Source organism: Actinacidiphila sp. bgisy144 (genome assembly GCF_057708105.1).
The window spans coordinates 33,959-45,330 of record NZ_JBYIRM010000021.1; the positions used below are offsets into that span (position 1 = coordinate 33,959).

The 11,372-nt window shown below is 73.6% G+C and carries 13 protein-coding genes; 7 read left to right on the plus strand and 6 right to left on the minus strand.

What is annotated here, in order from left to right:
- Positions 1-12: 12 nt before the first annotated feature.
- From AC3EVP_RS23280 to AC3EVP_RS23290, 3 genes are all read right to left on the minus strand, one after another.
- A complete protein-coding gene (locus AC3EVP_RS23280) occupies positions 13-1,281 on the minus strand; it encodes a S1C family serine protease (RefSeq protein ID WP_435132626.1) in 1,269 nt (422 codons plus the stop codon).
- 191 nt (positions 1,282-1,472) lie between these two features.
- On the minus strand, positions 1,473-2,495 hold the full coding sequence (locus AC3EVP_RS23285) for a LacI family DNA-binding transcriptional regulator (RefSeq protein WP_335981400.1): 1,023 nt from the start codon (positions 2,493-2,495) through the stop codon (positions 1,473-1,475).
- 44 nt (positions 2,496-2,539) lie between these two features.
- The gene (locus AC3EVP_RS23290; protein ID WP_335981229.1) at positions 2,540-3,331 is read right to left on the minus strand and encodes a response regulator transcription factor; all 792 of its coding nucleotides are present in this window, start codon (positions 3,329-3,331) and stop codon (positions 2,540-2,542) included.
- Positions 3,332-3,526: 195 nt separating this feature from the next.
- Between AC3EVP_RS23290 and AC3EVP_RS23295 the strand changes: the two genes are divergently transcribed.
- The 6 genes from AC3EVP_RS23295 (at position 3,527) to AC3EVP_RS23320 (ending at position 8,758) form a co-directional block, all read left to right on the plus strand.
- Positions 3,527-4,336 (plus strand): alpha/beta hydrolase family protein, encoded by an 810-nt coding sequence (locus AC3EVP_RS23295; protein ID WP_335981230.1) that lies wholly within the window; start codon positions 3,527-3,529, stop codon positions 4,334-4,336.
- A 52-nt stretch (positions 4,337-4,388) separates the two neighbouring features.
- Complete coding sequence (locus tag AC3EVP_RS23300) at positions 4,389-4,673, plus strand: MoaD/ThiS family protein (RefSeq protein WP_335981231.1); 285 nt, start codon at positions 4,389-4,391, stop codon at positions 4,671-4,673.
- 1 nt (position 4,674) lies between these two features.
- The gene (locus tag AC3EVP_RS23305) at positions 4,675-6,360 is read left to right on the plus strand and encodes a hypothetical protein (RefSeq protein WP_435132630.1); all 1,686 of its coding nucleotides are present in this window, start codon (positions 4,675-4,677) and stop codon (positions 6,358-6,360) included.
- A gap of 111 nt (positions 6,361-6,471) precedes the next feature.
- Positions 6,472-7,179 (plus strand): LmeA family phospholipid-binding protein, encoded by a 708-nt coding sequence (locus AC3EVP_RS23310; protein ID WP_435132632.1) that lies wholly within the window; start codon positions 6,472-6,474, stop codon positions 7,177-7,179.
- A gap of 421 nt (positions 7,180-7,600) precedes the next feature.
- Positions 7,601-8,437 carry a sulfurtransferase gene (locus AC3EVP_RS23315; RefSeq protein ID WP_335981234.1) on the plus strand — a complete coding sequence of 279 codons (837 nt, stop codon included), beginning with the start codon at positions 7,601-7,603 and terminating at the stop codon, positions 8,435-8,437.
- Positions 8,438-8,467: 30 nt separating this feature from the next.
- A complete protein-coding gene (locus tag AC3EVP_RS23320) occupies positions 8,468-8,758 on the plus strand; it encodes a DUF1416 domain-containing protein (protein ID WP_069466740.1) in 291 nt (96 codons plus the stop codon).
- A 139-nt stretch (positions 8,759-8,897) separates the two neighbouring features.
- Here AC3EVP_RS23320 and AC3EVP_RS23325 read toward each other — a convergent pair whose 3' ends face one another.
- The 3 genes from AC3EVP_RS23325 to AC3EVP_RS23335 form a co-directional block, all read right to left on the minus strand.
- The gene (locus AC3EVP_RS23325) at positions 8,898-9,245 is read right to left on the minus strand and encodes a DUF3099 domain-containing protein (RefSeq protein WP_335981236.1); all 348 of its coding nucleotides are present in this window, start codon (positions 9,243-9,245) and stop codon (positions 8,898-8,900) included.
- A gap of 130 nt (positions 9,246-9,375) precedes the next feature.
- Positions 9,376-10,080: an alpha/beta fold hydrolase gene (locus AC3EVP_RS23330; protein WP_435132636.1), complete on the minus strand. Its 705-nt coding sequence runs from the start codon at positions 10,078-10,080 to the stop codon at positions 9,376-9,378.
- A gap of 60 nt (positions 10,081-10,140) precedes the next feature.
- Positions 10,141-10,503, minus strand: a complete 363-nt coding sequence (locus tag AC3EVP_RS23335) for a DsrE family protein (RefSeq protein WP_335981239.1) — start codon at positions 10,501-10,503, stop codon at positions 10,141-10,143.
- A gap of 84 nt (positions 10,504-10,587) precedes the next feature.
- Between AC3EVP_RS23335 and AC3EVP_RS23340 the strand changes: the two genes are divergently transcribed.
- Positions 10,588-11,346 carry a hypothetical protein gene (locus tag AC3EVP_RS23340; protein ID WP_435132639.1) on the plus strand — a complete coding sequence of 253 codons (759 nt, stop codon included), beginning with the start codon at positions 10,588-10,590 and terminating at the stop codon, positions 11,344-11,346.
- Positions 11,347-11,372: the final 26 nt, after the last annotated feature.

Below are 11,372 nucleotides of genomic sequence, written 5' to 3' on the forward strand. Positions count from 1 at the left end.
GCGCGTCCCGGCTCAGCTGCTGTCCCCGCCGCTGCGCAGGTAGGACAGGTCGGCCTTGACGGTGTTGATCGGGATGGCGAAGCCCAGGCCCACGCTGCCGGCGCTCGAGGAGGACGAACTGCTGTCGGAGGAGCTGGAGTACATCGCCGAGTTGATCCCGACGATCTGCCCGCTCATGTTGATCAGCGCGCCCCCGGAGTTGCCCGGGTTGAGCGAGGCGTCGGTCTGGAGCGCCTTGTAGGTGGTGGTGGAGCTGCCGGTGCTGCCGTTGTACTGGTTGCCGCCGAAGGAGAACGGCCACTGGTCGCTGCCCCCGCCGCTACTGCCGCCGCCGTAGCCCTGCTGGCCCTGGCTGCTCTGGCCCTGGCTCTCCTCCACCGGCACGGTCACCTCGCGGTTGAGCGCGGAGACGATGCCGCTGGTCACGGTGTCGCTCAGGCCCTCGGGCGAGCCGATCGCCACCACCTGGTCGCCGACCGCGACCGCAGAGGAGTCGCCGAGGATCGCCGCGGGCAGCCCGCTGGCGCCGTTCACCTTGATCAGCGCGAGGTCCTTCTTCGCGTCGGCGCCGACGACCGAGGCGGAGGCGGTCTTGCCGTTGCTGTAGGTGATCGAGATGCTCTGGGCGCCGGAGATCACGTGGTTGTTGGTGACGATCTGGCCGTTGGAGGTGATGATGACGCCCGCGCCGGTCGAGGTGCCGTCGCTGAGGGTCGCGGTGATCTCCACGACGCTGGGGTTGACCGCCTTGTAGACCCCGGACACGGTGCCGTCCACGGCCGCGGCGTTGACCGCGGCGGCGGAGACCACGCTGTTGCCCGAGTGGTCGGTGGCGTGGCCGATCAGCGCGCCGGCGCCGCCGCCGACGACGCCCGCGGCCAGCGCCACCGCCGCGGCGAGCGCGAAGGGCCGGCTCATCCGGCGGCGCCGGCGCGGCACCGGCGAGGCACCCACGGCCGCGTAGCCGGCCTGGTAGGCGGGCGGCGGGGGGTAGCCCCCGATGCCGCCGTAGTGGCCGGCGCCGCCGGTCGCGGTCTCCGGCGCCGAGGCGGGCACGACCGAGCCCTGGATCACGGTGTGCCCGGCGTCCCCGGTGGTGTACGGGTCCTGACCACCGGCGTACGGGTCCTGGTAACCGCTCCCGGCGTACGACTGCTGCTGCGCCGGCGGGGCCGTGTGGGTCGGCGGCTCGCTGTACGGCGCCTGCGGGTCGGACTGGAGCGGAAGCTGCGCGTCGTGCGGGTACTGGGGTTCGCCGCCGTTGCGGCTCTCGCTGGTCATGTCTATGACTCTGAGCCCGCTTCATGAGAGCTTGCTGAGTGCACGCTGAGAAGCCCGGCAGAAGTAGGTATGCCCGATGTAAGGAAGATCGCCGCCCCGGTGGCGCGGCCTTTATCCGGCCCTCACCGGGCCCGCCGTACGAACCCGACTCCGGCCGCGGCAGAGGCTGTTGGCCGGTGCCCGCGCCGCCCTCAGGCGCAGCCGCACGAACCCCGCACGACCAGCCGGGACGGGAACTGCCGGACCCGCTCGCGGCGCGAGCCGGGCACCCGCAGCGCGTCGTCGAGCACCGCGTCCACCGCGGCGCGGGCCATCGCCTGCCGGTCGGAGGCGACCGTGGTCAGCGGCGGGTCGGCGAGCGCGGCTTCCTTGACGTCGTCGAAGCCGGCCACCGCCAGCTCCCCGGGCACCTCGATGCGCAGTTCGCGGGCCGCCCGCAGCACACCGATCGCCTGGTCGTCGGTCGCGCAGAAGATCGCCGGCGGCCGGTCCGGGCCGGCGAGCAGGTCGAGCGCGACCCGGTAGGCGTCGTAGCGGTTGTAGGGCGCCTGGAACAGGCGGCCCTCGGTGCTCTTGCCGGCCTCGGCCATGGCCCGCCGCCAGCCCACCACGTGGTCGGTGACCGGGTCGCCGACCTCCGGGGTGACCTCGGTGCCGCCCAGGCAGGCGACGTAGTCGTGGCCGTGCTCCAGCAGGTGCCGGGTGGCCAGCTGGGCGCCCCCGATGTCGTCGGTGACCACCGCGATGTCGTCGATCGCCTCGGGCCGCTCGTGCAGCAGCACCACCCGGGCGTCCCACGCGTCGATCTCTATGGCGGCGTTCTCGCTGGGGCCCTGGCTGATCAGGATCAGCCCCGACACCCGCATGCCGAGGAACGCCCGCAGGTAGTGCACCTCGCGCTCGTCGAGGTAGTCGGAGTTGCCGACCAGCACCATCTTGCCGCGCTCGGACGCGGCCTGTTCCACCGCGTGCGCCATCTCCGCGAAGAACGGCTGGCGCGCGTCCGGGACGATCAGGCCGATCAGGTCGGTACGGCGGCTGGCCATCGCCTGCGCGACCCGGTCCGGCCGGTAGCCGAGCTGTTTGATGGCAGCGAGCACCCGCTCGCGGGTGGCCGGGGCCACCGGCCGGGGTCCGTTGTTGATGACGTAGCTGACGACCGCGGTCGAGGTCCCTGCCAGCCTGGCCACATCGTCACGCGTCACCTTGGGCACGTCGCGCAGTCTACGCGTGTCCAAGGTGGCGTCATATAAAAGTCTCAGACGGTGTGCTCAGCCGAACTGCGGCTGTCCACCCGGTGGTCGGCGGCGGGCGGCTCGGCCCGCTCGTCCGCCCGGTCCGCCGTCTCCGCCCGGTCGCCCTTCTCGCCCTTCTCGGGCTTCTCCGGCGTGACGAAGCGGTAGCCGACATTGCGCACGGTGCCGATCAACGACTCGTGCTCCACGCCGAGTTTGGCCCGCAGCCGCCGCACGTGCACGTCCACCGTGCGGGTCCCGCCGAAGTAGTCGTAGCCCCACACCTCCTGGAGGAGCTGGGCGCGGGTGAAGACCCGGCCCGGGTGCTGCGCCAGGTACTTCAGCAGCTCGAACTCCTTGAAGGTCAGGTCGAGCACCCGGCCCTTGAGCTTCGCGCTGTACGTCGCCTCGTCGACCGACAGGTCGCCGTTGCGGATCTCCATCGGGCTGTCGTCGCTGCCGATCTGCTGGCGGCCCATCGCCAGCCGCAGCCGCGCCTCGACCTCCGCAGGGCCGGCGGTGTCGAGCAGCACGTCGTCGATGCCCCAGTCGGCGGTGACGGCGGCGAGGCCGCCCTCGGTGACCACCAGCACCAGCGGACAGCCCGGGCCGGTGGAGCGCAGCAGCTGGCACAGGCTGCGGACCTGCGGGAGGTCCCGCCGGCCGTCGATCAGGATCACGTCGGCACCGGGGGTGTCGACCAGAGCCGGGCCCTCGGCGGGCGCCACGCGCACGCTGTGCAGCAGCAGGCCGAGTGCGGGCAGCACTTCGGTCGAGGGTTGAAGGGCGTTGGTCAGAAGCAGGAGAGAACTCACCGGGCGCTCCCGTAGGTCGTCGTCCGGCCCCGCTGCGCGGCCGCGGGTGGGGCGGGCGGTGCCGGGACACGTCCCGTGACCTGTCTCAAAACCGAACCCTCCTCGTTTCCCGCGAGGCGCCATCGAGTGCCGGAAAGCACGAAAGGACCCGGGGGCGACATTGCCCAGGTCCTCTTCCAGGGAAGAATAGCCCACATGGACAGCCCTGCCGAGAGCGGTGACAGCCTTTCGTGTGTTCCGGTGATCACTTCGGGTGGCCACCGGGAGGTGCTGTTGACGTCGGACGGCGTACCGATCGAGGCCGAGCACCTGCCCGCACCGGCGGGTTCCGGCCGCCTCGCGATCGTGGTCGCGCACGGCTTCACCGGCGCCCTGGACCGGCCCGCGCTGCGCCGCGCGGCACGGCGGCTCGCGTCGTACGGCGGGGTGGTCAGCCTCTCCTTCCGCGGCCACGGCGGCTCCGGCGGCCGCTCCACGGTCGGCGACCGGGAGGTGCTCGACCTGGAGGCGGCGGTGGCCTGGGCGCGGCGGCTGGGCTACCCGGACGTGGCCACCGTCGGGTTCTCCATGGGCGGTTCGATCGTGCTGCGGCACGCCGCGCTCTTCGGCGTGGACGCGGTGGTGTCGGTCAGCTCGCCGGCCCGCTGGTACTACCGCGGCACCCCGCCGATGCGGCGGGTGCACTGGGCGGTGACCCGCCCGGTGGGGCGGCTGGTCTCCCGGTACGGGCTGCGCACCCGCATCCACACCCGCGACTGGGACCCGGTGCCGCTGTCCCCGGTGCAGGCGGTGCCGCTGATCCCGCCGGTGCCGCTGCTGGTGGTGCACGGCGACCGGGACGCGTACTTCCCGCTCGACCACCCCCGCTCGCTCGCCGAGGCGGCCGGGCCCGGCGGCGCGGAGCTGTGGATCGAGCCCGGCTTCGGCCACGCGGAGAACGCGGCGGCGCCGGAACTGCTGGACCGGATCGGCGACTGGCTGACCGCCCGCTTTCCCGCGAGCTGACGCCGACCCGCCATGATGGAGGCGCACCACGCACTGACCCGAGGACGGAGCGATGGCAGGACCTGACACGGCGGCGCCCGCGGCGGGCACTATCCGCTACTGGGCGGCGGCGAAGTCCGCCGCGGGCACGGCGGAGGAGCCGTACCGCGCGGCGACCCTCGCCGACGCGCTGGCCGCGGCCCGCGCCCGCCACGCCGCCGACCCGGAGTTCGCCCGGGTCCTGCTGCGCTGCTCCTTCCTGGTCGACGGCGCGCCCGTGGGCACCCGCGACCACGCCTCGGTCCCCCTGCCAGACGGCGGCACGGTGGAGGTCCTTCCGCCGTTCGCGGGAGGATGAGATGAGCGACTTCCACAGTTCCGACCAGCCCTACGGCGCCCCTGCCGCGCCCGGCGAGCCCGGCTTCCCGCCCGCCCCGGCCGACGGCGCGCCCGGCAGCGGCTACGGCCAGGGCGGGCAGCCGTACGGCGCCCCGCCCCCGGCCCCCGGCGGCTGGTCCGGCGGCGGCCCCGCCCAGGAGGCGTACCCGCAGGCCGGGTACGGCGGCCAGGGCGGCTACGAGCAGCCGGGGCACGGGCAGTCCGGGTACGGGCAGCCGGGATACGAGCAGACCGGGTACGAGTCGTCCGGGTACGAGCAGCCGGGATACGGGCAGGGCGCCTACGGTGCCGGCGGGCACGTCCCCGGCGGATACGCGCCGACCGGCAGCGGCTACGGCCAGGGCGGGCTGCCGTACGGCGGCGCCCCCTACGGCGCGGGCGCGGGTCCGGCCGCAGGTCCGGGCGGGGCCTACGTACCCGAGCCCATGGCCGCGCAGCCGCCGCCGGGCGCGCAACCCGGGGCGGCCGAACCCGGCGGGGTGTGGGAGGGGCAGGTCATCAGCGGCCAGGTGCATTCCGGGCAACCCGCCGCCGACCCCTGGGCGGCCGCCCCCGCAGCCGCGCCCGCCTGGGGCACCACGCCCGACGGCGCCCCCGGATACGCGCCCGGCCAGGACGCCGACTACGGCCCGGCGGGCGGGCGCAAGCCCGCGCCGGCCCCGCGCCACGCGCCGGACGTGCCCGCCGGGTACGCGCAGGACGCCGGATACGCGGCGGCTGGATACCAGCAGGCCGGATACCAGCAGGCGGGCGCCCCGCAGGCCGGGTACGCCGCCGCGCCGGCCGGCCCCGGCCCTGGCCCCGTTGCCGGCCCTGACGCCGACGCGGAACCCGAACTGGAGCGCACCGCCGCGCTGCCCGTCGTCGAGGCCGAACCGGCCGCGCCGGCGCACCGGACCGGCTCGCCGATCATCCCGCCCGGCATCCAGCCCGCCGGGCTGACCGCCGCCCTCGGCCTGCTGCTCGCGGGCGGGGCGGCCGTCGGCAAGCCCGCCCTCGCGGTGCTGCTGGTGCTGCTCCAGGCGGTGACCGCGGCGGGCTGGTTCCGGCTCAACGGCATGTGGCCGGCCCGGCAGGGCATCGTGCTGGCGTTCCTGTCCGGTGTCACCGTGGACATCGCGGTGCTCGCGGTCAGCGGCGGCCACGGCCCGGTCGCGCTGCTGGGCACCCTCGGGGTGTGGCTGCTGTTCGTCCTGGTCCTCCAACTGCGCCACCACGGCTCGGCCGACGAACGCCTCGCGTCGCTCACCGCGACCTCCGCGTCCACCCTGCTCACCGTGGTCGCGGGCGGCTACCTGCTGACCGCCACCTCGCACGCGGGCACCGACCCGGTCGTGGCCGGCACCGTCGCGGTGGCCGCCGCCACGTTGGTGCGCGCGCTGCGGCTGCCGGGCGGCGAGCCGGTGTCGCTGGCCGCCGCGCTCGTGGTGGCCGCCGCCACCGGCGCGCTCACCGGGCCGGCCACGGGCTTCGGCAGCGGCCACGCGGTGCTGCTCGGCGCCGCCGCCGGCGCCTGCGCGCTGATCGGCCTGCGGGTGGCCAGCTACGACTGGCCGTCCCGGTTCGTGCACTTCACCGCGGGCGTCGCGCTGCCGCTGACCGCGGCCGCCCCGGTGGTCTACGTGCTGGGTGCCGCCCTGTCCTGATCGTTCCGGTGAGATAAATGACCTGCCCGGCGGGAACCGTTCGGGCCCCGCCGCCCGTCAGGCGTTGCGAGCGAGTCGAACGGTAGAACGGTCAACAGCCGGGGAGAACCCATGCGCGCGGCGCGAATAACCCTGATCGTCGTCCTGGTCCTGGGCGTGGTCTTCGTCGGGCTGGACCGGGTTGCCGTGTACGTGGCCCAGAACAAGGCCGCCCAGCAGGCCCAGTCCTCCGAGGGCCTGACCGAGAAGCCGAAGGTGGGGATCAAGGGCTTCCCGTTCCTCACCCAGGCCCTCTCCCGCAATCTGGACCACGTGACGGTCAGCGCCGACGGCGTCGCGGCGACCAGCGGCGGCCGGAGCGTCCAGGTCGAGGACTTCCACGCCGACCTGTACGACGTGAAGCTCTCCAACGGCTACAGCCGGGCCACCGCGGACCGGGCCACCGGCACCGCGCGGATCGACTACGCCGAGCTGACGAAGGCCGCGCCCGCCGGGATCACCGTCTCCTACCCGGGTGGCGGCGCCACGGACACCGTCCGGATCACCGGCTCCTACCTCGGCACCCACCTCAGCGTGCTCAGCAAGGTCAGCGTGGTGAGCGCGTCCTCCGGCGCCGCCCCCAACACGATCCGGCTGCACGCCGAGGGGCTGCCCAAGGCGTTCACCGCGCTCGGCCTGGAGGAGAAGCTGCGCGACCAGATCGACTTCACCCCGGAGCTGACCCACCTGCCGACGGGGCTGGGGCTGAGCACGGTCCGCACCGGGCCGGACGGCATCACCGTCACGTTCGGCGGGAAGGGCGTCGTTCTCGCGGGCTGAGACATCGGCGTCCACTGCTTCCGGCGCCGGGTCCACCGCGGTCGGCCGGCGGCCGTTTGGGAGGGCCACGGGAGGGGTAACGTGCGGGTGGCGGCCGGTAAGCGTATCGCCATGCGGACCATCTCGTCTCGCCATTCGATACACCGGTGACACTTCACGGTTCATTTCCCTACGATCGGGACTCATGAAGCGACAGGCGGACCTCACGAAGCGGCGGGCAGTGGACCTGTGCCGCGTTGCCGCCATGCTCTGTCGACTTTCCTGAGGGCGCCCTCCCGCCGCGCCGCCGCGGCCGTTCAGGCCCGGTGCGAGCGGCCCGCCCGCCCTCCCCACCTGCCGCAAGGCACCCCGGCGTGCCCGCGCGCCGCGACGCACCCGACCGCGCCACCGCACATTCCGTACTGCCCCGGAGGAGATCAGCATGAGCCGCAGTGACGTCCTGGTGGACGCCGACTGGGTCGAGGCCCACATCGACGACCCCAAGGTGGTCATCGTCGAGGTGGACGAGGACACGTCCGCCTACGAGAAGAACCACATCAAGAACGCGGTCCGCATCGACTGGAAGACCGACCTCCAGGACCCGGTCCGCCGCGACTTCGTCGACCAGGCCGGCTTCGAGGCGCTGCTGTCGGCCAAGGGCATCGCCAACGACGACACCGTGGTGCTCTACGGCGGCAACAACAACTGGTTCGCGTCCTACGCCTACTGGTACTTCAAGCTCTACGGCCACGACGCGGTCAAGCTGCTCGACGGCGGCCGCAAGAAGTGGGAGCTGGACGCCCGCGAGCTGGTCAGCGAGGTCCCCACCCGCGCTGCCACCGAGTACAAGGCCAAGGCCCAGGACACCTCGATCCGCGCCTTCCGCGACGACGTGGTGGCCGCGATCGGCGCTCAGAACCTGGTCGACGTGCGCTCGCCCGACGAGTTCTCCGGCAAGCTGCTCGCCCCCGCGCACCTGCCGCAGGAGCAGTCGCAGCGCCCCGGCCACGTGCCGAGCGCCCGCAACATCCCGTGGTCGAAGAACGCCAACGACGACGGCACCTTCAAGTCGGACGACGAGCTGAAGGAGCTCTACGCCGACGAGCAGGTCGACCTCGCCAAGGACACCATCGCCTACTGCCGGATCGGCGAGCGCTCCGCGCTCACCTGGTTCGTGCTGCACGAGCTCCTCGGCGTGGACAACGTGAAGAACTACGACGGCTCCTGGACCGAGTACGGCTCCCTGGTCGGGGTGCCGATCGAGCTCGGCTCGAACTGACCCGACCCGACAAGGCGAGGACTGAACCTTATGTGTGGAGCGAAGGCCGGCGGCCCGGACCTGGCAGGAGTTGACGTGGCGAACGAGACGATCATCCAGGGGTCCGTCACCCGCGACGGCGAGCCGGTCAGCGGTTACGTCCGGCTGCTGGACGGCGGCGGCGAGTTCACTGCGGAGGTGCCGACCTCGGCCACCGGGCAGTTCCGCTTCTTCGCCGCCCCCGGCACCTGGACCCTGCGCGCTCTCGTGCCGGGCGCCACGGTCGACCGCACGGTGGTGGCCCAGCAGGGCGCCGCGGCAGAGGTCGCCATCGCCGTCTGAGTCCGGCGCCGCGCACGGCCCGGTCTCACCGAGAGCCGGACGGGCCGCACCCCGCGCAAGGGGGTGCGGCCCGTCCGTATGCCCCAGTGCCGTCCATATGTCGGGGTGCGGCCGTGGCACGGTGGGCGCCGAGGAGGGTTCAGTCGCGGCGGTGCCTGCGGTTGGGCTCGTCCAACTCCGCCCACCAGGCGTCCGACTGCGGGTCGCCGCAACTTCCGCGCTTGCGCCGTTCCGGCTCCGGGGCGGCCTCCTCGGCCTTGCGTTCCGCCTTCTTCGGACCGGGGCCGTCCTTCTCGTCCCACCACCGGTCCTCCGGGCCCTTCCGGTTCGCGACGATCGCCGCGACCGGCGGGATGAACATCGCGAACAGGCACATTCCGATCGCCGCCTGTACCGACCACAGGCGCACGACCGACCACGCCAGGACGAAGAGCACCACGCAAGTGCCCATCATGGCGAAGTACCAGTGACGACGTCGCGCGTACACACTTCAACGGTACGACCGGGACCCCCGAATGGCACCCGTCTGGACCGGTCCGCGGACCGCCTTCCGGACCTGGCCCCGGGGCTGCTGGGGCCCGCCGCACCCCCCGTCCGGCGTGTCGGCGGGCCGCCGCTCAGCCCGTGTGGCCGGCCGCGGTGAGCAGCACCCGCGCCAGCTCGTCCGGCCGGGAGAACATCGGCCAGTGCCCGGTGTCCATCTCGACCAGCTCCCAGCAGTCCGCGGCGAGCAGTTCCGCGGCGGCGCCGGTCGGCTCCGGCCAGTCCAGCAGGCACTTCACATAGGTCGTCGGCATGCTCTCGAGCGGGCGGGCCAGGGCCGCCGGTTCGGTGAGGCTCGCGCCCGGGTGGGGCGTGGCGCCCGCCAGCAGCCGGGCGATCTGCTCGGGATCGAGCCCCTGGCCGTCGAACTCCTCGGGGCCCGGCGGCGCCCACCACCCGGCGTTCGCCGCGACGGCCTCCGCCACCTCGCCGGCACCGGGGAAGCTCGTCACGAACGACCCGCCGTCCACCGGCACACTCGCGTCCACGTAGACCACCCGCGCCAGGCGGTCCCCGATCAGGCCCGCCGCCTGGCCGACCGGGATGCCCGAGTAGCTGTGCCCGACCAGCACCACGTCCCGCAGCCCGGCCTTCTCGACCGCGTCGACGACGTCACGGACGTGGGCCTGCGCTCCGGCGGGCCCCTCACCGCGGCGCTCGGCGACCCCGGAGAGCGTCACCGGATGGGCGCCGCAGCCCGCCGCCCGCAGCCGCTCCGCGACCTTGTCCCACACCGAAGAACCGAGCCAGGCGCCCGGCACGAGCACGAATTCCGTCATGCCCGCACCGTAGCCCGGGGGTCTGACAACGCCGCCCGGCAGCGGCGCCGGAGCACCGGATCAGTAGACGAGCGCCTGGACGCCGTCCTTGGTGATCTCGCTGACGAAGACCTGCGCACCGGCGATCCGTACACCGTCGATGACGTCGCGCTCGGTGATGTCGCGGCGGGCCGCGCACTGCGTGCACAGCGTGACCTGGCCGCCGGCCAGCAGCGCGTCGAGCAGGTCGGGCAGCGGCGCGGAGTGCGGGAGTTCGAACTCCGCGGCCCGGCCCGGCAGGGCGAACCACGCGGACTCGCCGGTCAGCCAGAGCGACACGTCCACCCCGCTGGCCACCGCGACCGCGGCCACGGTGAACGCCTGCGAGCACCGCTCGGGCGCGTCCGCACCGGCCGTCACCTTGATCACGACTTTATTCGTCATACGAGCACCCTAAGCGGTGATATAAAGCAGGTCCGCGCGGATCTGCTTTAGCGCGGACGCATATGTGCCCGGGGGGGCTTGAGGGTGGGATTCAGGGACGGCGCGGGCCGTCGGGGCGGGCTCGCCGCCGCCGTGACCGGAGTGGTCGCGCTGGCGGCCGTGACGGCCGGCGCGGTGTTCGCGTTCGGCTCGTCGCCGGGCGGCTCGGACGCCGCCGTGCTGCCGAAGGCGACGACGACGGCCACGAGTACGGCTTCCGCCGCGGATTCTTCGGATTCGGCGTCGGCTTCCCCATCGGCGGCGCCCACGGCCTCCGCCGCCGCGGGCACAGCGCCCACCGGAGCGGTGTCCAACGGCGTGCACAGCGGTGACCTGCGCTACTTCCTGATCCCGCCGCCCGACGGCGCCGACGTCTACGGCGACCCGGCGGGCAGCGCGGACACCGCGGCCGACGTCGCCGCGGCCGCCGCCGACCAGGACAAGGCCGCGCGTGCCCTGTCCACGTACGGCTTCCGCGCCGCCGCGACCCGTACGTACCTGACCGCCGACGGCGTCACCGAGGTGACCGTCGAACTGGTCCGGCTCCGCGGCAGCGACCAGGCAGCGGCGTACTACGCGGCGTCCGGCTACCAGGCCGCCACCCTTCCGCTGCAAGGCGGTTACCCGGCGCGCGGGTACGACCTGTCGTCCGGCTCGGCCGAGTCCGCCAACACCCTGCTCGCCACCTCCTACCAGGGCGACGTGCACATCACGATCTCCGTGACCGGCGGGCGGACACCCTCCCGCGCGCTCCTCCAGCACCTCCTTGACGCGCAGCACCAGCGGCTGCGGACGGGTCACTGACCCGCTCATCCCCTCTCGTGGAGTGT